Annotated in this window: 26 protein-coding genes and 1 pseudogene; 16 read left to right on the top strand and 11 right to left on the bottom strand. The window is 59.9% G+C overall.

Annotated elements, in window-relative coordinates:
• Positions 1–330: 330 nt before the first annotated feature.
• From WH7805_RS00995 to WH7805_RS00985, 3 genes are read right to left on the bottom strand one after another with little or no spacing between them, the layout of a single operon-like run.
• The gene (locus tag WH7805_RS00995; RefSeq protein WP_232198913.1) at positions 331–1233 is read right to left on the bottom strand and encodes a sulfite exporter TauE/SafE family protein; all 903 of its coding nucleotides are present in this window, start codon (positions 1231–1233) and stop codon (positions 331–333) included.
• Positions 1134–1643 (bottom strand): rhodanese-like domain-containing protein, encoded by a 510-nt coding sequence (locus WH7805_RS00990; RefSeq protein ID WP_006041042.1) that lies wholly within the window; start codon positions 1641–1643, stop codon positions 1134–1136. The genes WH7805_RS00995 and WH7805_RS00990 overlap by 100 nt, the downstream gene beginning before the upstream one ends.
• Positions 1644–1679: 36 nt before the next feature.
• Positions 1680–2780, bottom strand: a complete 1101-nt coding sequence (locus WH7805_RS00985) for a rhodanese-like domain-containing protein (protein WP_006041041.1) — start codon at positions 2778–2780, stop codon at positions 1680–1682.
• Positions 2781–2856: 76 nt separating this feature from the next.
• Here WH7805_RS00985 and WH7805_RS00980 point away from each other — a divergent pair, with 76 nt between their 5' ends.
• Positions 2857–3183, top strand: a complete 327-nt coding sequence (locus WH7805_RS00980) for a metalloregulator ArsR/SmtB family transcription factor (RefSeq protein ID WP_006041040.1) — start codon at positions 2857–2859, stop codon at positions 3181–3183.
• Positions 3113–3949: a class I SAM-dependent methyltransferase gene (locus WH7805_RS00975; RefSeq protein ID WP_198005719.1), complete on the top strand. Its 837-nt coding sequence runs from the start codon at positions 3113–3115 to the stop codon at positions 3947–3949. Before WH7805_RS00980 ends, WH7805_RS00975 begins: the two co-directional genes overlap by 71 nt.
• 1 nt (position 3950) lies before the next feature.
• On the opposite strand, the gene WH7805_RS00970 is transcribed toward WH7805_RS00975, so the two are convergent.
• Genes WH7805_RS00970 through WH7805_RS00950 form a run of 5 tightly spaced genes read right to left on the bottom strand, consistent with a single transcriptional unit; the run spans position 3951 to position 5947 of the window.
• Positions 3951–4535 carry a hypothetical protein gene (locus WH7805_RS00970; RefSeq protein ID WP_232198912.1) on the bottom strand — a complete coding sequence of 195 codons (585 nt, stop codon included), beginning with the start codon at positions 4533–4535 and terminating at the stop codon, positions 3951–3953.
• Positions 4486–4689, bottom strand: a complete 204-nt coding sequence (locus WH7805_RS00965; protein WP_038004164.1) for a hypothetical protein — start codon at positions 4687–4689, stop codon at positions 4486–4488. The genes WH7805_RS00970 and WH7805_RS00965 overlap by 50 nt, the downstream gene beginning before the upstream one ends.
• A 43-nt stretch (positions 4690–4732) precedes the next feature.
• Positions 4733–4939 (bottom strand): YqaE/Pmp3 family membrane protein, encoded by a 207-nt coding sequence (locus tag WH7805_RS00960; protein WP_006041036.1) that lies wholly within the window; start codon positions 4937–4939, stop codon positions 4733–4735.
• A 52-nt stretch (positions 4940–4991) separates the two neighbouring features.
• Positions 4992–5324 carry a hypothetical protein gene (locus WH7805_RS00955; protein WP_156783571.1) on the bottom strand — a complete coding sequence of 111 codons (333 nt, stop codon included), beginning with the start codon at positions 5322–5324 and terminating at the stop codon, positions 4992–4994.
• An 8-nt stretch (positions 5325–5332) separates the two neighbouring features.
• Positions 5333–5947, bottom strand: coding sequence for a hypothetical protein (locus WH7805_RS00950; RefSeq protein WP_006041034.1), 615 nt, complete (start codon positions 5945–5947; stop codon positions 5333–5335).
• A gap of 84 nt (positions 5948–6031) precedes the next feature.
• Here WH7805_RS00950 and WH7805_RS00945 point away from each other — a divergent pair, with 84 nt between their 5' ends.
• The 4 genes from WH7805_RS00945 to WH7805_RS00930 are packed head-to-tail and all read left to right on the top strand — an operon-like array spanning position 6032 to position 7806.
• Complete coding sequence (locus WH7805_RS00945) at positions 6032–6316, top strand: hypothetical protein (RefSeq protein WP_006041033.1); 285 nt, start codon at positions 6032–6034, stop codon at positions 6314–6316.
• An 11-nt stretch (positions 6317–6327) separates the two neighbouring features.
• Positions 6328–6810, top strand: coding sequence for a hypothetical protein (locus WH7805_RS00940; RefSeq protein WP_006041032.1), 483 nt, complete (start codon positions 6328–6330; stop codon positions 6808–6810).
• Positions 6794–7162 carry a Rho termination factor N-terminal domain-containing protein gene (locus WH7805_RS00935; protein ID WP_006041031.1) on the top strand — a complete coding sequence of 123 codons (369 nt, stop codon included), beginning with the start codon at positions 6794–6796 and terminating at the stop codon, positions 7160–7162. Before WH7805_RS00940 ends, WH7805_RS00935 begins: the two co-directional genes overlap by 17 nt.
• Complete coding sequence (locus WH7805_RS00930; protein ID WP_006041030.1) at positions 7162–7806, top strand: HD domain-containing protein; 645 nt, start codon at positions 7162–7164, stop codon at positions 7804–7806. The genes WH7805_RS00935 and WH7805_RS00930 overlap by 1 nt, the downstream gene beginning before the upstream one ends.
• A gap of 7 nt (positions 7807–7813) precedes the next feature.
• On the opposite strand, the gene WH7805_RS00925 is transcribed toward WH7805_RS00930, so the two are convergent.
• A complete protein-coding gene (locus WH7805_RS00925; protein ID WP_038004849.1) occupies positions 7814–8113 on the bottom strand; it encodes a hypothetical protein in 300 nt (99 codons plus the stop codon).
• Between the two features lie 262 nt (positions 8114–8375).
• Here WH7805_RS00925 and WH7805_RS13500 point away from each other — a divergent pair, with 262 nt between their 5' ends.
• The 4 genes from WH7805_RS13500 to WH7805_RS00905 all read left to right on the top strand — a co-directional run bounded on the left by WH7805_RS13500 (position 8376) and on the right by WH7805_RS00905 (position 12845).
• Entirely contained in the window at positions 8376–8876 is a 501-nt protein-coding gene (locus WH7805_RS13500) for a hypothetical protein (protein ID WP_006041028.1), read from the top strand.
• Positions 8877–9000: 124 nt separating this feature from the next.
• Positions 9001–9726, top strand: coding sequence for a C-terminal helicase domain-containing protein (locus WH7805_RS00915; protein WP_006041027.1), 726 nt, complete (start codon positions 9001–9003; stop codon positions 9724–9726).
• Between the two features lie 2 nt (positions 9727–9728).
• Positions 9729–11534, top strand: coding sequence for a DUF262 domain-containing protein (locus WH7805_RS00910; protein WP_006041026.1), 1806 nt, complete (start codon positions 9729–9731; stop codon positions 11532–11534).
• Between the two features lie 3 nt (positions 11535–11537).
• Positions 11538–12845 (top strand): DEAD/DEAH box helicase, encoded by a 1308-nt coding sequence (locus WH7805_RS00905; protein ID WP_006041025.1) that lies wholly within the window; start codon positions 11538–11540, stop codon positions 12843–12845.
• A 51-nt stretch (positions 12846–12896) separates the two neighbouring features.
• Here WH7805_RS00905 and rmuC read toward each other — a convergent pair whose 3' ends face one another.
• A complete protein-coding gene (gene rmuC, locus WH7805_RS00900; RefSeq protein ID WP_006041024.1) occupies positions 12897–14495 on the bottom strand; it encodes a DNA recombination protein RmuC in 1599 nt (532 codons plus the stop codon).
• Between the two features lie 217 nt (positions 14496–14712).
• On the opposite strand from rmuC, the gene WH7805_RS13660 reads away from it, so the two are divergent.
• The 6 genes from WH7805_RS13660 (at position 14713) to WH7805_RS00870 (ending at position 18509) form a co-directional block, all read left to right on the top strand.
• On the top strand, positions 14713–14961 hold the full coding sequence (locus tag WH7805_RS13660; RefSeq protein ID WP_071933721.1) for a hypothetical protein: 249 nt from the start codon (positions 14713–14715) through the stop codon (positions 14959–14961).
• A 58-nt stretch (positions 14962–15019) separates the two neighbouring features.
• On the top strand, positions 15020–15328 hold the full coding sequence (locus tag WH7805_RS00890) for a nucleotidyltransferase family protein (protein WP_006041022.1): 309 nt from the start codon (positions 15020–15022) through the stop codon (positions 15326–15328).
• Positions 15325–15657 (top strand): DUF86 domain-containing protein, encoded by a 333-nt coding sequence (locus WH7805_RS00885; RefSeq protein ID WP_006041021.1) that lies wholly within the window; start codon positions 15325–15327, stop codon positions 15655–15657. Before WH7805_RS00890 ends, WH7805_RS00885 begins: the two co-directional genes overlap by 4 nt.
• 5 nt (positions 15658–15662) lie before the next feature.
• Positions 15663–16484 carry a DUF429 domain-containing protein gene (locus WH7805_RS00880; protein ID WP_038004841.1) on the top strand — a complete coding sequence of 274 codons (822 nt, stop codon included), beginning with the start codon at positions 15663–15665 and terminating at the stop codon, positions 16482–16484.
• 51 nt (positions 16485–16535) lie between these two features.
• Entirely contained in the window at positions 16536–16946 is a 411-nt protein-coding gene (locus WH7805_RS00875; RefSeq protein WP_006041019.1) for a YccF domain-containing protein, read from the top strand.
• A gap of 693 nt (positions 16947–17639) precedes the next feature.
• Positions 17640–18509, top strand: coding sequence for a Coq4 family protein (locus tag WH7805_RS00870; RefSeq protein ID WP_232198910.1), 870 nt, complete (start codon positions 17640–17642; stop codon positions 18507–18509).
• Between the two features lie 415 nt (positions 18510–18924).
• On the opposite strand, the pseudogene rimK reads toward WH7805_RS00870, so the two are convergent.
• Positions 18925–19830: pseudogene (gene rimK / locus WH7805_RS14860) on the bottom strand (30S ribosomal protein S6--L-glutamate ligase).
• Positions 19831–19884 lie beyond the last annotated feature (54 nt).

Raw genomic sequence — 19884 nt, 5'->3', positions numbered from 1 at the left:
AGATCAACGCCAACACCAGAGCAAACACCAGCCGCATCCCGCAACTCCGCAGGTTCTCAGGAGTGATGGAGTTGCCGGAGCAGCTTCGCGGCAAGGATACTGGACAAGCGCCGCTTCACCAGCAAATCGCAGATCCAGTCGAACAGGGGCGGGGCACCCTCCACCGTGGCGAGCCGTTGTTCGAGGTCTTTCAGTTCCCGCTGATTGCTGCAGCCGCGGAGGGCATTAATCAACGTTTCTTCTGCTGGCACGGATGCCAAAGGGGTCGCAACCACGCGTGTCTATGTGCATACCTTCTTTACTGCTAAATCACTGAGAACCCACCTGTCATTAGGCCTCAGTAAAACGTGTGGAAATGCGCAACCCAGAAACAGGTGATGGCGTCTGCGGTTGCAGGGCCTCGAGGCCGGTGGTGATGGCTGATACCAGCAGCAGAGCCGCAAAACCCTGCCGCAGCCTGCGCTCAGATACCCGGGACACGAACCGCTGGCCGAGGAGGATGCCGATGCCCCCACCGAGCAGCAACGGCAGCAGCAGAGGAAGACTCGCTGCCGGCCAATGGCCATGACGCACCAGGGCCATCAAGGAACTGGCGGAGATCACCAACAGGCTGGTGCCGGAGGCCTGGGTCATCGGCAGACGAGCCAGCAACACCAGGGCGGGAACGATGGCGAAGCCACCGCCAACACCGGCAATCCCCGTGAGCAGACCCACCCCGAGGCCCTGAACCAGCAGCTGCAACCGGCCCTCCCGTTGATGCACAGGCGGCGACGCTTGTGGCTGACGCAGCATCAACAGGGCGGCGGCCGTGGCCGCCAGGGCGAACAGCAGCAGCTGCATGGAAGGGGCAATCACACCGCTGCGCACCCATCCCGCACCGAGCCAGCTGCCGGCCAGAGCGGGAAGGCCAAGCCAAAGGGCCGGCCGCCAGACCACCCGCCGCTGCTGCATGGCTGGGATCAGATTGGCCAGGGCCAGGAGAAGCACCACCAACAGCGACAGCGGCACGGCGTCCCGCAGTGGCAGATCCAGACCACTCACCAACAGCGGCAACAGCAGAATCGAGCCACCGGCACCGAGCAGGGCCAGCAGAGCACCGATCAGAACACCGCCGCCGAGGAGCAAGAGCACACTCAAAGCCGCACCCGATTCCAGGGCATCATCGCCAGCAGCCGGGCCATGCCGCAGAAACCGCTGATGCCGGCGAACATCAATCCCGCACCGACGAACCAACTCAAAGCCATCCAGGCGGGGGCCAGGACCTGGCTGCCGATCAGCCCCAGCAACACCAGACTGCCGGCGGCGATCTGCACCTGGCGCATCAGCGGCAGGGGGGCACCGGCCTGACGCTCCACAGGCAGGCCCGCCTGCTGCCAGCCCTCCAGGCCACCCTCGAGATCCAGCACCGTGCGGCCTGGCCAGCGCTGCTTCACCAGCGCAGCGGCCTGGCCGCTGCGGTTACCGCTCTGGCACACCAACACCAGATCACCCTCCGGCAGTTCCGCGCGGTCGATCCGGTCGAGGGGAATGCAGCGGCTGCAAGGGATGCGGCCGCCGGCCACTTCCATCGGCTGGCGCACATCCACCACCGTCACGGAGGCGAGGCGGGTTTGCAGAGCCAGGGGTGACAAACGCTCAGACATGACAAGAGCAAAGAGAGAACAGCAAAAAACAGGTGCTCACGGGCACTCGAGCGGATAGCCCTCATCCGCCCAGCGATGCAGACCGCCGCGCAGATTGGCGACGCGGGGCCAGCCGTTGCGCTGCAGCTGCTGGGTGGCGAGGGCCGAACGGCTGCCGGCGTAACAGACCACCACCAGCGGCCGGTCCCTGGGCAACTCCGTCTGGCGCTCACTGAGCTCCGAGAGCGGCAGGTGAACGCTTCCAGACACACGGCCATCAGGGCCCTGCCATTCCTCGCGGGAGCGCACATCGAGCAGGGTGATCTGATCGCGATGGGCGCACACCCAGTCGGGGAGCACCTCATCGAGACCGGCATAGGTGCGCTGCAGCGGAGCCCAGGGTTCCTGAAGTTCGCTCGTCTGCGGGGGGCGACCACTGCGCAGGTTGCCTGGCACCGCCTCATCGATCCGGCGGGGATGGGGCAGGCGCAGATGATCCATATGCAGCACGAAGTCCTGCTCGCGGGCAGCCCCGCCGAAGCGCGGGTTGAAGCGACGCTCCTCCGCCACGCTGGTGACGGAACGGCCGCTGTAGTCGTGGCCGGGATAGAGAAGGCAGGTGTCCGGCAACGTGAGGATCTGGCCCTGGATTGATTGCCAGAGATTGCGGGCGCTGCCCTGCTGAAAATCGCAGCGGCCACAGCCCCGGATCAGCAGGGCATCACCGGTGAAGGCCATTGAGGCGTCATCCAACACATAGGTGAGGCAGCCATCGGTATGCCCCGGTGTCTCCCGCACCAGCAGCGAACGGCTGCCGAAAGAGATGCGGTCGCCATGGCCAAGCGGCCGGGTGACGAAGTCAGCCCCGGCGATGGCTGACAGGCCGATGGCGCAGCCGCTGGCGGCATGGAGGCACCAGCTGGCGGTGACGTGATCGGCGTGCACGTGGGTATCGAGCGAGGCCACCAGCTGGAGACCCAGTTCGCGGATCAGGGCCAGATCGCGGCGCTGGCGCTCGAACACCGGATCGATCAGCACCGCCTCGGCGGTCGCCGGATCCGCCAAGAGATAGGTGAAGGTTCCGGTGTCGGCATCCTGGAGCTGGCGAAACAACAGGGATCCAACGCCGGCGGCGAGCTTGGCCAAGGACTCAGCCATCAGACCCCGAAACTAGAGATATGACTGTACACGCATAAACCCATAACGCCATAATCAATGCAGGTGCCGCACCGCCATGGCAGACGCCAAGCCAGGACCGGAACAACTCGCCGAAATCAGCCGCTTCTTCCGGTTGCTCAGTGAACCGGCCCGGCTGCAGCTGCTCTGTGAGCTGCGCGACTCACCCAGCGACGTGCAGACCCTGATGGAGCGCACCGGCTTTTCCCAGTCGCACATCAGCCGGCAGCTCAGCCAGCTGAGCCAGGCCCGGCTGGTGCGCAGCGAACGCCAGGGGCAACGGCTGATCTTTCACGCCGATGACCCCCTGGTGGATGACCTCTGCGCACTCGTCAGCCAACGGCTGCGGCAGACCCTGGAAGCCAGGCTGCGAAGCATGGGATGACGGTGATGCCGGTGCGCTCCTCGAATTGAGTCCATCATTGGGGTTGCTCCATCGCGGTGCCTTGATGCCCTCGCTTGATTTCGATGGTGATTACGGACGCAGCTATCGCCAGAGCATCCAGAACTCCATTCCCGGCCACGAGGTTCTGCACGAGATCGCACTTGCAGCGGTGCAGAGCACAGCCAGCGAGGCCCAGCAGGTGCTCGTGGTGGGCCCCGGCCCGGGCGATGAACTCCCCCCTCTGCTCAACGCCTGCGCGGATGCTGCGCTCACCGTGCTCGAGCCCAGTGCTCAAATGCTGGAGCAGTGCCGCCACACACTTGCGGATCACCCCGGCAGCGCGCGCTGCCGCCTGCTTCAGCACACCTTGAACGAGGCCCTCGAGGGCGAGCTGGCAGGCGCCCGCTTTGATCTGGTGGTGTGCCACAACGTGCTTCACCTCCTGGGCAGCGACGCGCAAGACGTGATGCTGCAGCAACTAACGCAGTGCACAGCGGATGGCGGCGTTCTGCTGCTGAGCGCCTACAGCGAAGCGGAAGAGCCCGAGAGCCAACGCCTGGTGTTCAACGTGGCGCGTCAACGGCTCCTGGATCGCGGCGTCCCGCCGGAAACGGTTGAAGCGATCGTGGAGAGCCGCAACAAGGTGGTGTTCTCAATGGATCCAAGCCAGCTGTCAACGGTGCTGGCGCAAGCCGGCTGGCCTTCTCCGCTGCAGCTGTACCAGGGATTGTTCATCCGCCTCTGGCTGTGCCGGGCCCAGAGCTGATTCAGGCCGTTCGATAGGCCTCGATGAAGGAGGTGCGCACCGCCTGCAGAAGGGAGTCTGGAAACGACAATCCGCTGCCTTCGATGTAGCGGGCGATCCCTTCATCGAGCTGATCGTTGAGCGCCAGACACTGGGCCGCCGATAGGGCCAGGGCCTGTTGATACACCTCGGCATCCTTGCGTCCGGCATGAAACAGGCGGCAGCCTTCATCGATCAGGTCTCGGAGCACAGGATCACGCAGATCGATCACCTCGCCTCCTTGCAACACGATGCGCCGATCCCGGATCACTTGACGCACGCGCTGGAAGGAGGCTTTCGCGAGGGTTTGTCCAAACCGATCAGGTGACTGCCTGCGCTCACGGATCTGAATCAACGCATTCAGGAGCTCAGCCGCCTTGAATACGGCCAGATCCCTGCGCTGCTGCAGGCTCAGAGCGCTCAGCGCATGCCCATAGGCGGCCACAGCATCGAGAAACGCGGGCGACTTCTCATCGAACACCGGCAAGGATCGCCATGGCCTCTCCACCACGTGCGCTTCAGAGCTCCAGAAGGGTTCCCAGCAGATCGGCCGGATGCTCAGAACCATCCGTGCGCAGCAGCTCGAGCTGCAACAGCATCACAACATGCGCTGAGAAGCGAGCGGCCGAAACAACGGCCAGGCCAACACAGAGGGGGCAGTGCATCAATCCCATTGATTCAGCATCGAGCCCTTTTGGTGCTGCTGAAGGGAACCGTGCCATTTCTTGACCTTGTGCACGCAACATCAGCGTGGGCAACCAGTCCTCACTTGCGGGTGACGCAGATGTAGATCGCGTGGATCACAGCCACTGGCCACATGATGGCCATGAATGGCAGCCCCAGGCCTCCGAAGCTGAGCAACCAGAAGAGCAGATTGAGCCAGAACGCACCGGTGAGGCCCACCTGGGAGGCCACCGCCAGGGGCGGCAAAAAGAAGGCCAGGATGATGCGAAGGAGGTCGCCGAGCGTCATGGATCTGAAGATGACTCCCTCTTGCTAGCCAATCCCCCCGTTTAGGGATGCTTCAGCGGCTCTGAACGCAATAGCGCCCGGAGCTGAACCAACCGATCGGACAGCCATTGCCTGTTTTCTCGATCGCCTGCCGTTGGTTGCTGGGGCTGCTCAGGCAGTAGCTGCCCGATGCGTAAAACCCGATGGGGCAGCCATTGCCGACTTTTTCAATCGCCCCTCTGACGTTGCCGCTCTTGCTGGGAACGCAGTAATCGCTGGAGCTGTAATACCCGATCGGACACGAGCCGACCTTGGGCAACGGACGCACCGGCTGCTGGGCCAGGGCGCTCGGGAGGCACGCAGCGACAAGCCCCAAAGCAACAACGAGCGTGGCTGGACTCCGCATCGACAACCTCATTGTCCTGTGAGCGATGGCGGCGTGAACGTATCGGCCACCGCCACGATCCAGCGGGCGGCGGCCGCCGTCACCTGTTCCTTGGTGACGTTGAACTCCAGATCGTGGCCCTTGGCAAGCAGATCGGGAATGATCGTCTGCCAGGCCATGCCGGCGGCACTGGCGTTGAGATCACCGATCAGCACAAAGGCCTTGGCGGCACCGGTCACCGCATCGGTGTACTCGGGATTGGCCGACACCTGGCTGCGGTACCAGTCGCTCACCTGATCACGCTGGGCCTTGCTCAGAAACGGCGGCGCCCCCACCAGATAAGCATCGAGCACCAGCATCGGGCTGGGCACGCTCTGACCAGGGTGTTTGAGCGCAAACCAGGCCTGGCCGATGGAGGCGGCATCGGGCCAATGGCAGAGGATCGCGGCGTCCTGGCTGTCGAGCGATCGCTGCACCGCCAGTGCATCGATGCGTTCGAGCAACTCCGCGCCAGTGACCGGCGGTTCGGTGCGGGAGTGTTCAGCCCGGGCCTCATTGATCGCCTCGGCCACCGCCGCTTCGTTTTCATTGAGCTGCTCGAGGGCCCGCTTGAGATTGGCGTCGGCATCGGCGGGGCTGGACACGGGCACAACGAGCGATCAACTTTCAGCCTCTCACCAGCGAGGCAGCGTCCACACTCATCCAACTTTCAGAGACTTCTCCCCCGATTGGGGGAGTCCCCAGAAGACCTTTCAGTCAACGATGTGGAGGAGTCCACGCATCCACCGATTCCGATGCTTCCCTTCTTCGACCCGCTGCTGATTCTCGACACCTGCGTTGCGGTTCTGATCGTGCTCACCATGCCCGAGACGGAATCCAAGGCCGAACCGTCGACGCCCTCATGGCCTTCGGATCAAGGACCCTTCCGGCTCAACGACGGCAACACCTATGTGGAACATGCAGGGATGGCGGTGAGAGTCGACCGCTTCCGTGCTTTCAACATCGGCAATTAAGGAGACACAGAATGCCGATCCTTTATCCACCCACAGGCACTTTCCCCTCCGATCCGGGGACTCTCGAGCGAAGTGCACTGGAAACGCTTTACCTCGATCTGCGCCACAACTACCGGGGTCTGATGGTGAGCCGGGGGCAGTACCGCGGGCAGGCCCAGCGCAACCAGGAAGCCATGCATCAGCTCGAGCAGAAGCTGCGCTCTATTGCTGAACGAGAAGCCTCCGTGCGCAAGGAGGCCTACGAAATGCTGGAGATCGTCACCAACGTGGTGGGCGAACTGGAAGACGCTGGCGACGACCTGGTGAATGAATTCGGGCTGTATCAAAAAGGAAAAAGCACTTACCAGGGCGGCCGCTTCATCGGACGGCTGGTGGGTGCTGTGATCCGTTTCATCCGCCGCTGGACCGGGACGAAGCAACAGCTCGCCGCCATCGTGGAGAAGCAGCAAGCCGTGCAACTCAGCCTGGAGGACACTGATGGGACAGATCGCTGAGGCCCTGCGCGCCAATCTCAGGGCCGTTGCGGCATCGGATGCCCGCAGCCTCAGGGAGCTCGATCAGGAATTGCGCAATGCCACGGCGCCGGCAACAGCTGCTCCCCAACTCACGGGCCGTGAACGCATGGCGGCCTTGCTGGGCCATGGCAGCTTCCAGCAGCAGACGGTGGCCACACTCAAACGCTTATGCAAAGAGCACGGCATCACGGGTTACTCAAAGCTGCGCAAAGCCGAACTGGCCAAGGAGCTGGAACGCCATGGGGTGGTGCCACCGCCCAGGCCGCTGGAGAACTTCACCAAGAAGGAGCTGATTGCGCTGGTACGGCAACTGATCGGAGATGAGCTGTGATGGCTATCACCCAGCGCTACGGCGAAGCCCTGCAATGGGCTGAGGAACTGCACCGCCAGCAGAGGCGAAAAGGCAAACAGGTTCCTTACATCTCACACCTGATCAGCGTCAGCGCCCTGGTGTGGGAAGACGGCGGAACTGAGGATCAGGCGATCGCGGCACTGCTGCACGATTCCATCGAAGACGCCGGCCAAAGCCACCGCTCCATCGCCGATCGTTTTGGACCAGAGGTTGCAGACATCGTTCTGGACTGCACCGACACCGCGCCCGATGCAGCGCCTGGGGAGAAAGAACCCTGGCTCCTGCGCAAAACCCGTTATCTGGCCTCACTGGAGCACAAACCCCTGGCCTCACTACTGGTGACCGCCGCAGACAAAGCCCACAACGCTGGCGACATGGTGCTGGACGCCCGGTGCGATCCAGGCATGTGGAGCAAATTCAATGCCGGCCTCGATGGTTCCGCCTGGTATTTGATGCGCATGCACCAGGAGCTGGTGGATCGCCTCCCAAACAGCCGCACAGTGGAGCGCCTGGGGGAATCGGTGAACGAAATTCTGCAAAGCCCGCCTTATCAGGCCCTCGTGCCAAAAGGCCACAGCAGCGAAGCATGGGCCAGTCACTATCCCGAGCGCCATGCGCAGTGACCCAGGGTCACTCCAACGCGCCGGCCTCAACCCTGCTTCGAATCACATCCAAGAGACTCCACAGCGACGGCCAATCCGTGGACAGGCCTCCGCTCCAACGATCACTGCGCACCAGCCAAAACAGCAGACAGCGCAGCTCACTAAGGCTCAGATCAGACCAATCACCAGACAGGCGCTCTGAAGGCTCCTCACCACCCAAGAACGCATAGCCATTGAACGTATGCGCGAAGCCAATCAAGCTGCGCCGATTGTCATCAGCAGCCGGAATGCGCTCAGCAATGAGCTCACGGTTTGGAATCTCACGCATAGCCTCACTCGTGATTGGGGAAAGAGGGATGAACTCCTCCTCCAGACTTGCCGAAGAACAGCCAACAAACATCCCTCAGTTGAGGGATGTTTGTCATGCTCACCCGGGGGACAATGAAGAAGCGAGATTTGTTGAGGATGCAGATCGAAGTTTTGACTCGCAACACCTCAAAAAGCTTTCCGCCACCTCGATAACCTCACGACTTTGCGCCAAGAGTATCTCGACGTGAATTCGATCTTAAATCCTTTATCCGATAAAGCCGATGAACAACAGCAAAGTACGCCAGCTCATCCAAGAGTTATTCAAGATCTCCAATCAGCTGGAAGCCGCGTTACCCGGGAGAGGGCTTTTGCCTGCAGGGCAACAACTGGGAAACCTTGGAGAACAGCTGATCGCCGATCGCTTTGGGCTGGAACTCACACCACCGATGCGAAAGGGTATCGATGCCCACACCGCCGACGGCACAAAGGTACAAATCAAAACCACAACGAGCCGAGGGGTTGGCATCCCGCTTGGGCATGGGCAACCTGATGACGACATTTATTTGTTAGCAGGCCTTCTTCAGGCCAACGGCACTTGCGAAGTGATCTTTAATGGCCCCATGGTGCTCGCCTGGAGCATTCGGCAACCCACACCAAAAAGCGGTGGCGTGGCGTTTGTGTCAAGAGGCCCACTCGAACGGTTAGCACGAAAGATTCCACTCGAACTTCAGCTGCAACCAAGCTGCAGCGCATTGGCTTACCAAAAGAAGGCGCTGAATTGAGCTTCGAGGGCAACTCCATCAAAACATCCCTCAATTAGGGGAGACAGGGCCTCCCTGTACTCACCCATTTGGGTGATGTGAGAAACGTGCCAATGCAAAAGAATGAAAGAGCCAACAAACAGCCATGCCCAACCGCCTGATCACACCTAGCCAGCTGTCGCTGTTCAGCATCAGCCCAGTGATCGAGGCGTGGTGGCAGGAGCTGGAAGCACGCAAGCTGTTTGATGGCAGCAAGCCCGCGGTGAGTGATCACTTTCATGAGGGCCGCTTGCATGCCAGCCCCGCAAACAGCGCCAATCGCATCACATGGGGCAAACCCTGCCAAGGCAGGGACGGACAGCTATACCCAAATCAACGCCTGGTGTTCGATCCGGTGGCGCACAGCGGCAACAGCGTCTGCAGCGACGAAGAAATCGACCGCATCGAAGCATTGTTGGATGCCCTGCTGGGGGGCAGCTACAAACACGCCAAAGCTGGAGGCATCGCAGCAGGCACTTTCACGCCAGACAAAATCCTGGTGTCGGCGCCCTACAACGTGCAGGTGAACCGGATGCAGCAACGGCTGAATGGCAAAGCCCGGGTGGGCACGGTGGACAAGTTCCAGGGCCAGGAGGCCCCAGTTGCCATTCTTTCCTTAACGGCGAGCAGCGGTGAGGAGGTCCCACGGGGGCTGAGCTTTCTGCTGGAACCCAACCGTTTGAAAGTGGCGATCAGCCGAGCGCAATGCCTCTCGATCGTGGTGGGTTCACCCAGCCTGGCCAGCGGAATTGCCAACACGGTGGCGGAAGCCGAGCAGATCAATCGGTTGTGCCGCGTGATCGAGAACAACACAGGTGGAGGCAATGAATAACCATGGCGCAGCGCTATTCCGTTACACCACACCCCATCGAAACTTTGCTCACCTGGGTGAAGAGCAAGGAAATTGCGATTCCTGAAATTCAAAGGCCCTTCGTCTGGGAAGCCACCAAAGTTCGAAATCTTCTGGATTCCCTTTATCAGGGCTATCCGGTTGGGTACTTGATCGCCTGGAAAAATCCCACAATCAAGCTGAAAGACGGATCATCTTCAGCGGGAAAACGAATTCTGATTGATGGCCAGCAACGCATCACCGCGATGATGGCAGCGCTACTCGGCATGGAAGTTCTCACCAAGGCCTATGCACGGGTCCGGATCAGGATTGCGTTCAACCCCTTGGCAAAAGAAGACGAGCCCTTTTTCGAGGTCAGCAACCCTGCCATCGCCAAAAACGTTCAGTGGATCCCCGATCTTTCAACACTGTTCCAAGCCGATGCCGACCTTCTTGAAGAAATCGACAGCTATATGGAGCGAAACCCAAGCGCGGACAGAAAGTCTGTCGGCAAAGCACTACAGAATCTGCTCAAAATCACAAGCAATCATGTTGGCCTGATTGAACTTGCAGAAGATCTCGACATCGAAACGGTCACTGAAATCTTCATTCGCGTGAACTCAGCAGGCAAAGAGCTATCGCAGGCTGATTTTGCGATGTCCAAAATCGCCGTCAACGAAAGCTACGGCGGCAACACACTGCGCAAAGCCATTGAATATTTTTGCCATTTGGCCGTTGCCCCGGAATTTCACAGCCAACTTGAGAAGCACGATCCCCTCTTTGCCGCAACACCTTTTTTCCAAAAGATGAGCTGGCTCAAGGATGTGAATGATGACATCTATGACCCCACATATACAGACATGCTGCGGGTGGCCTTCACCTCAGAATTTGGACGCGGCAAGCTGCAAGATCTCGTCGCCTTGCTTTCAGGAAGAAACTTTGCCAGCAAGCAATATGAAGAGGAGATTGCTGAGGAATCATTCCAAAAATTAGAGCAAGGAATCAACAATTTCATCAGCAAAACCCACTTTGAGCGGCTCACGATGATCCTGCGCTCAGCGGGTTTCATCACCAGCGATCTCATCCGCAGCCGCAACGCCGTCAATTTCGCTTACATCCTCTATTTGCGTGGCAGACAAGAGAACTATCCAGCCAATGAACTCGAAAGCCTGGTTCGCCGCTGGTTTGCCATGTCGGTTTTAACAGGGCGCTATTCAGGAAGTCCTGAATCAACCTTTGACTTCGACATTCGCCAAATCACCAGCCAAGGCCTGCTCAGCTTCACTGATGCTGTTCTGGAAAACGAACTTCCCGCCACCTTCTGGTCAGGGATGCTTCCGCAACTGATGGTGACCTCGTCCTCCATCAGCCCTTACTTCATTGCCTATCAAGCTGCTCAGGTGAATGCCGGAGACCAGGGATTCCTGTCGTCGCATATCACCGTGCGCGATTTGATGCAAAACCATGGAGATAAGCATCACTTCTTCCCCCGCAAACACTTACAACGCCAGGGCTTTTCCCGCGGCCAATACAACCAAATCGCCAACTTCGTGATTACGCAAACCGAAATCAATATTGCGATTTCAGATAAAGCGCCCGAGCTCTATCTCGGCCAGATGCTGGAGCAGTGCTCTGGTGGCGCTCAGCTATATGGCGGCATTACCTCGCGGGCCGAGCTTGAGCGCAACCTCGCCATGCATTGCATCCCCGCATCCGTACTGGACACACCGACACTGGATTACGAGGCGTTTCTGGAAGAACGGCGCAAGCTGATGGCACTGAAAATCAAGACCTGGGTGGAGAGCCTTTAACCCATGCCCGAAGCCGTCCTCGCCCCAGGAGCACGCATCGAATGCCGCAGTGCTGAATGGCTGGTGAGCAGCCTTGGCCGCAGCAGCGATGGCCAGCAGGTGGTGGATGTGGTGGGCGTCTCTCCGTTCCTGAGGGAAAAAGAGGCTCGCTTCCTGGTGGATGTTGAGAAAGCCGCCGGCAGCTTCAAGGTGCTGCAGCCCGAAGCCACCGAGCTGGTGAGCGACCCGTCGCCGCAATACCGCGACAGCATGCTGTTCATTGAGGCGCACCTACGCCGCACCATCCCCACAGACGCATCCCTGGCGGTGGGGGATCGCGCTGCCATGGATGCCCTGCCCTATCAGTTGCAACCAGCAGCCAAGGCACTGGCGATGCCTCGCCAACGGCTGCTGATCGCCGACGCTGTGGGCCTGGGCAAAACGCTGGAGTGCGGGATTCTCTGCAGTGAGCTGATCCGGCGCGGGCGGGGCAAGCGCATCCTGGTGGTCACCACCAAGAGCATGTTGGTGCAATTCCAGAAAGAGTTCTGGACGCGCTTCTCGATCCCACTGGTGCGGCTGGATTCAGTGGGCATTCAACGGATCCGCGAGCACATCCCCACCAATCAGAACCCCTTTCATTACTACGACAAGGCGATTGTTTCGGTCGACACCCTCAAGAACGACCGCGATTACCGGTATTACCTCGACAACGCCAACTGGGACATCATCGTGATCGATGAGTGCCAGAACGTGGCCGAGCGCGCCAAGGGGGCGCAGAAGAGCCAACGGGCGAAGTTGGCCGAACGGCTTGCCACCCGCTCGGAAACGTTGATCCTGCTGTCGGCCACACCGCACGACGGCAAGCCGGAAAGCTTCGCGAGCTTGATGAACATGCTCGACCCCACGGCGATCGCCAACCCGAGGGATTACGGCAAAGACGACATCAAGGATCTCTACCTGCGCCGCTTCCGCAAAGACGTGCTGGCGGATTTACGCAGCAACGTGAAAGAGCGCGACACCAAGGATGTGGAGTGCCAGGCCAGCGAGCAGGAAGAGCGGGTGTTCGCGCTGCTCAAAGACCTCAAACTCCCCGACAGCGACCGCAAAGCCAAAGCCGGTCAGCTCTTTAAAACCACCCTGGCCAAGAGCCTGCTCTCCAGCCCCATGGCGGCTCTGGAAACGGTGCGCAACCGGCTGAAGCGACTGGAGGCAGCCGTCACGGAGGCACCGGCGGATACCGCTGCCCTGCAGGAACTCGCCCCCTTACTAGTTGCCATTGATTCCGAGGGGTTCTCGAAATACCAGCGGCTGCTGGGGTTAAGCGCGTAGTGATCAGCTACAGCGGTAAGCCGTCAGCGCTGATCCATTAAGGCCAGAGACTTACTCCCCCGCCTGAATCTCCCGCACCATCTCATCGATCTGATCAGCCACATCAATCTCACCGCTTTGCCCCGCCAGCTCCGCAAAACGCCTGCCCTGGGGCAACAGACGGCTCTGCGCTGAACCCACCGCCGCATTGAAGCTCTTGTTCAAGCGCGTGAGGTTGCTGCCGATGTCGTTGAACTTGTCGATGAAGGTGGAGAAACGCTTGTGCAGCTCCACCGCCTGCGCCTGAATCTCATCGATGTTCTTGGCGATCTCCGCCTGCTGAATCGTCATCGCCAATCCCTTCAAGATCGCCAACAGGCTGGTGGGGAAGGTGAGGATGATGTTCTTGCTGAAGGCGTACTCCAGCAGCTGCGGATCCCGCTCCAGTGCCATCGACAGGGCTCCTTCCACCGGGATGAACAGCACCACCCCATCCACCACCTGGCCCAGGCTGCTGAGCTTGCCGGCGTAATCCTTCTTGCTCAGCAGATCGATGTGGCTGCGCACCTTCTTCAAGTGCTCCGTGAGTGCTGCCTCCCGCTGGGCTTGATCATTGGCCTGCAGGGCATCGAGATAGCTCTCGATCGGTGCCTTGGAATCCACGATCAAACGGCGTGAGCCAGGGATCGTGATCACACAGTCCGGCCGGTAGGCGCCCTCTTCGGTGCCCACATGCACCTGCTCGTCGAAGTCGCAGTAGGCGATCAAGCCCACAAACTCCAGGATCCGGCGCAGGTTCACCTCGCCCCACTGCCCTTTCACATTCGGAGAACGCAGCGCCGAGGTGAGCTGCTGGGCTGCGCCTTGCACGTCTTCACTGCGCTGGCGCAGATCGCGGGTGGTTTCCGCCAGCACCGTGAGCTTGGCGTTGGAATCCTTCTGCAACGCCTCCACCTGCTGGCGTAACTGCAGCACCTCCTTTGCGAACGGCTCACTCACCGTTTCCTTGGTGCTCTTGAGCAAGGCTTCGCGGGAGCCATCCAGCATCTGGCCGCTAAGCGAACGGAACTGGGTGAGCAGATCCGTGCGGGCCTGCTCGAGGAACTGGGTTTGGCTTTCCTGTGACCTCAACATCTCTGAGACCTCAGCGGTCTTTTTGCTCAGTGCCTCCTTGGCTGTGCGGAGTTGCTCGAGGTCTGCGCTCAAGCGTTGTTGAACCTCCCGCAGGCCATCGCGTTCTTCGGTTAGGGCATTGAGCTCTGTGCGGGCTTGGTTTTGTTGAGACTTCAATCTCTCGGCAGCCTCGGCGGCTTGCGTACTCAGGCTCTCCTTCTGAACGCGGGTTTCCTCTAAGGCTGTTGTTGTGATGGCGACGGATGTCTTCAGTTCATCCCTCTCTTTGGTGATGGCAACGAGCTGAGTGCGGCTGACTGCATCTCGTTCACGCGCCTCTTGCAGTTGCGCCTGCTGGTTTCTCAGTTCCTGGTTCTGCGCCTCCAGCTGTCGGCTGAATTGCTCCAGGCCCTGGTCGGCCTTCAGCAGCCGCTCCTCCAGCAAGCGCGCTTCACCAGAACCACCACTGCTGCGTCCCTTGCTAAAAACCCGGCTGAGCATGAAGCCAGCGATCAGCCCGGCCAGCACGCCGGTGATGAACAGAAGGGTTGGGGCCATCGAGCGAGCGGTCTGTTCCCGTCAGATTGCAATGGCTAATTGACTTTGTCCTCCCTCAAGTGAGGGAGGACAAAGGATGGCTTCATCCCCCAAGTGGGGGGACCAATGCTTCAACCCAGGCTTCAAGCTGCAAGTTGCGTTGTCTGATGTCGTCGAAGAGCAATCCCAGGAGACAGCCCGGGCATTCATTCAACAGAGCTGCAGAGAGAGGAGGCCCATGCCCACCGCTAGCGTTGAAAGCAACGACAGCATTGCTGGCAGCAATCGAGCCATGGAAGCGGAGGTGCGCGCGATGCATCGCCATTGGATTGAACCCGTGAAACCAGCAGTAGCCACAGAGGGGCTGGGCTCACGCATTCACAACCATTTCGGCCGCCTCTGGGGCGTTGAGCTTGAGATGCCATCACGGAATGACACCCCCAAAGCCCCTGATCTCACCCGTGAAGCCACATCCACGCTTCCTTGAGCAGCGTGAGCGACAAAACAGCCGATTCACCCGATACTGATGCCAACGCCCTGTCGTGATGAACAGTGCTGCTGCTACGCCAATTCGCCAGCGACTGGAGGCGCTGAAACCTCAGGTTCTCGAGGTGGCCAGACGTTATGGCGCCTCCAACCTGAGGATTTATGGCTCAATCGCCACAGGCCAAGAGCACCCGGCCAGCGATCTCGATCTGCTGGTTGATCTCCCCAAAGGACAGTCTTTACTGGGCTTGATCAGCCTTCGGCAGGAGCTGGAGGATCTCCTGGGCTGTCCAGTGGATCTGACTGAAGCGGAAAACCTTCACCCGCTGATCCGCACTCAGATCCTGGAGCAAGCTCTGGCCCTGTGAACAAGGATCGTCTCTACCTTGAGAGCATTCGCGACTGCCTGGAGCGCATCGCTGATTACACCACTGGTGGAGAGCAGGAATTCTTGGCATCACGACTGATCCAGGACGGTGTGGTCCGGAATCTGGAAGTGATCGGAGAAGCCACTAAAAACCTCAGTACTGAGCTGCTGGAGGCCAACCCTGCAACTCCCTGTAGACAGATTGCAGGCATGCGTGATGTGCTCATTCATGACTACCTGAAAGTGAATCTTTCCCGTGTCTGGCTCACTGTTTCCACCGATCTTCCCGATCTGAGAACAACCGTGACACGGCTCCTCAATCAGGCTTGAAACTGATGGCACCTCGGGTCGTCCTCGGCATCGATGCCGCCTGGACGGCCCACAACCCCAGTGGTGTGGCCCTGGTGCAACGGGCTGCTGAGGGTTGGCAGTGCCTGGCCCTGGCCCCCAGTTATGAGGCGTTTCTTGCCCTAGCCGCCAGCCAACCTTGGGACCAGAACCGGAAAGCCCAGGGCAGTGAACCCGATCCCGAAGCGCTGCTGGCGGCCTGCCAACAACTGGCGGGACAACCCGTGGACTGCGTGTCGGTCGACATGCCCCTGGCAACGACTCCCATCACCAGCCGCCGGGCCGCCGACTCCGCCATTGCCAGCCGCTTCGGGCCGAAGGGTTGCGCCGTGCATAGCCCATCAGCCGAACGTCCCGGTGCCATCGCCGATCAGCTGCGCGAACGCTTCGCCGAGCTCGGCGTTGCCCTGCACACCACAACTACGGCTCGCCAAGGGCCGGCCCTGATCGAGTGTTATCCCCATGTAGCCCTGCTGGCCTTGCTCAATCGCGACTATCGCGTGCCCTACAAGGTGAGCCGCTCGGCTCAGTACTGGAAGGCGGAGCAGCCACCGATTGCTGAGCGGGTCAGGCGCCTGCTCGGGGAGTTCAACGCCATCCACCAAGCCCTCAGCCAGCGCATCAGCGCCATCCCGCTCACCCTGCCCCAGCCCAATGAGGTGACCACGCTCTCGTCACTCAAGCCGATGGAAGACATGCTCGATGCCCTGATCTGCGCCTGGATCGGCATCGAACACCTCGACGGCCGCACCGTTGGCCTGGGGGATGCCACCGCGGCGATCTGGGTGCCGGCAAAGCTGATGGAGTGAGCAGACTATGGAGGAAAGCGGCAGCCCCCTCTCCGCACCCATCAACGAACCATGATCAGCGCCCTGCTCAACATCCTCTGGGTTGTGCTCGGAGGGTTCGTGATGGCCCTGGGCTGGTGGCTGGCGGGCCTGCTGTGCGCAATCACGATCATCGGGCTGCCCTGGGCGCGCTCCTGCTTTGTGATCGGAAGATTTTCGCTCTGGCCGTTCGGGCAGGAAGCTGTGAACCGCAGAGACCTGAGCGGCCGGGGAGATCTGGGCACCGGTCCGCTGGGGTTGCTCGGCAACGTGCTCTGGTTTCTGGTGGCTGGCTGGTGGCTGGCGATCGGCCACCTCAGCTCCGCCCTGGCCTGCTTCATCACCATCGTGGGCATTCCCTTCGGGATCCAGCACATGAAGCTGGCCTTGATCGCCCTGGCGCCGGTGGGGATGACGGTGGTGCCGGCAACTGGATCACGGTGAGCAGCCCTTAGGGCTTTTTCTCTGAGGAGGCGTGGAACCCTCCAACGCATCACCACCGATCCACAAGCAGAGTTGAGAGCGCAGGTTGCGAACGTCCAAAAAAAAGGAGGGGCCCTAATCCCTCCTCGCAAGACGCATTGCTCCCCTTCTCCAAGAGGGAACTCCACCAATGTGATGGAAGAAATACCGACGCGTCGTCACCATCACGACAAAACGACTCTGATGTGAGGCAACCAAGAACGTCGAGGACTCCCTCGGTCCTCCAGCGATGTCGGTGAGAGGTCAGCCCGTCTACGACAGGAACGGAGTGACCTCTCGTATTGCTCGCTTCCGACACCCCTTCAGGATGGATCAGGGGTCATGCCGTAGGCCGTTGCCGGCGTAGGGCGAAGTGTCGGGCCTTTCAAGCTGCTGGGGCCAAGGTTCCAGGAGATGGCGCCGGATCGAGGGCAAGCCCATGGATGGTGCGAAAACTTGTGGAGCAGTGGCTTGAAAAGTCAGGCGACTTCTCGATTGTGCTGCGGTGGAGTGTCGGCTGTCATCAGCGCCTCCGATCTCGATGAACACACTGTCAACGCGCCGCCAGCACTTGGCTACCAGCCTTAACGCTCATTGCCTCCACCCCTGAAACCGGCGAAAGTCAGAACGGCGTGCCTGAAGAAACAGCAGTCAGCGCAGATGTGGCCTTCGCCATTGGCGCCACGACTGACGCCGACCGACTGGTCAAGCCAATCCCTGTTGACTCAGCAAAGTCTTAGAAACAAATCACCCATTCGGGGGAGGAAATCGTCTGGGGTTCCAGCGACATTCATTGCAGAACTTCATCAACTTATGGCTACAGAACAAAAACACTACGCACGCTCATCATTTTCCAAGGGTGTCACAAAGCTAGGGATTTCAATTCTGCAGACAGCAAAGCAGCCTGAAAGAGCATTTCAACACGGCCGATATTTTGGAATTCCAGCCAATACCAAACTGGCAAAAGACACTTTTGAGAGGGCTCTGGCCACCCCAGAAGTGAAGAACCTACTGGCCAACCGGCCTTCACAAACATGGCCAGATCTTGAGCAAATGGCTGCCATGCCCAAAGGGAGTCTTGGATGGTGTGTGCATCGCCGATTGGAGAAGCTTGGGATCTCTTTTTTAGTTGATCAGTCTCAGGTGCCCGAATCCCAAACGGATGAAGAGTTCGTCATAACGAGAGGTACGCGTCTGCACGAAATTCACCACACGATTCTTGGTCTACCGATCACAGTGGCCGGCGAAGCTGCTGCGACGGCGTTTTATGCAAGCACTGGCTCAAGCCCCTTTCATATCGGAATTCTTTCGTCTTGGATGCTGCGTGGTGCCTACGAACCAGGTGAGCGCAGGCTGATCTGGGATGCAATCGGTTTCGGCATTGCAATTGGCCAGGAGGTTCCTGAACTGTTCTCGCCTCGCTGGGAAGAAGGCTGGGAAAGGCCGATCACCGATTGGCAGGATGAACTGGGACTCAGTGAGCTCCTGAGAACCTCTCCATTCCAGGATGAATTTGCAAACATCTATGGATTAAACCTCGAATGATTGAGGTCTGAAGATGCGGGCTCTGCCGTGTGGTGGGCCATGGGAGAGGACATCAATCCTCAACAGGCCCTCTGGCAGATCCCGCCCACGACCATCGCCAACCTCAAGCACCACCATGGCCTGCGCGCTGGCGGTTACAACCAGCCCCACCGCCGACCCACAGCTCTCCACCTTCCCTTGCCAAACCCTCTGGTGAGATTCAAGGGGGCCTCAGGCATCGACACCACCAGGGGAGACCACAACCCCCCGGTGGTATGGCCCTGGCCCCCAGTTACGGCGCTTTTCGCGATAGGCGCCATGAAATCAAACTCATCCAAATCACCAACACCAGCAGTGCCAGCATCGAAGGGCTTTAAAAACAGAGCAACACCAATCTGGTTGAAAGATGGTTGAGACGAATCCAGCAGGATCCAGATCAACAAGCAACCAGAGATTCAGCCAAGCGTGGACGGACCCAGCCGAGTTTTCGCTCGATGTCTTGAATCATCAAGCCGGCCAAATCCTTGCCTGTAGCCGTTTCAATGCCCTCCAAACCAGGGCTTGAATTCACCTCCAACAGCAGAGGGCCTCGCTCGGAGCGAATGATGTCAACTCCGGCGACATCCAATCCGAGGGCACGGGTCGCTGACACTGCCAATTTGCGTTCTTCCGGGCGGATGCGCACGGCCTGGGCCGATCCACCTTGATGAATGTTGGAGCGAAAATCTCCGGCCGCAGCCGTGCGTTCAATGGCGGACACAACTTTGCCGCCGATCACGAAACAACGCAGATCTTTTCCACCTGCTTCCTTGATGAATTCCTGCACCAGAAGGTTGGCGTTCAGGCTTTTCATGGCGTTGATCACACTTTCCGCCGCTTTCTGAGTCTCAGCCAACACAACACCACGCCCCTGGGCCCCCTCCAACAACTTGAGGATCAACGGGGCACCACCCACCATCTTGATCAGGTCTTTGCTGTCGAGAGGTGAGCTGGCAAAGCCGGTCACCGGCATGTTCAGGCCGTGCCGCACAAACAACTGGGAGGCCAGAAGCTTGTCGCGCGAGCGCTTGATCGGTTCTGCGGCATTGAGCACGTGGATACCCATCGCCTCGAACTGCCGTGTGATCGCTCAGCCGTAGAAGGTGACACTGGGGCGTATCCGCGGAATCACCGCATCGATGCGCTCCAGCACATTGCCTCCCCGGTAATGCATCTCAGGGTTCTGTGGATCCAAGCGCATGTAGCACTGCTTGACATTGAGGAACTCCATGCGATGGCCCCGTTCCTCGCCGGCCTCCAGAAGACGGCGGTTGCTGTAGAGCTCCGGGTCCGAGGCCAGCAGGGCATGCGCAGACCATGGCGCTCCGTGCGCAGAGGGGCGTACATCGCCTCGAGC

The sequence above is a fragment of the Synechococcus sp. WH 7805 genome, assembly GCF_000153285.1.
Taxonomy (GTDB): domain Bacteria; phylum Cyanobacteriota; class Cyanobacteriia; order PCC-6307; family Cyanobiaceae; genus Synechococcus_C.
This window is presented reverse-complemented; position numbering and strand designations above follow the sequence as displayed.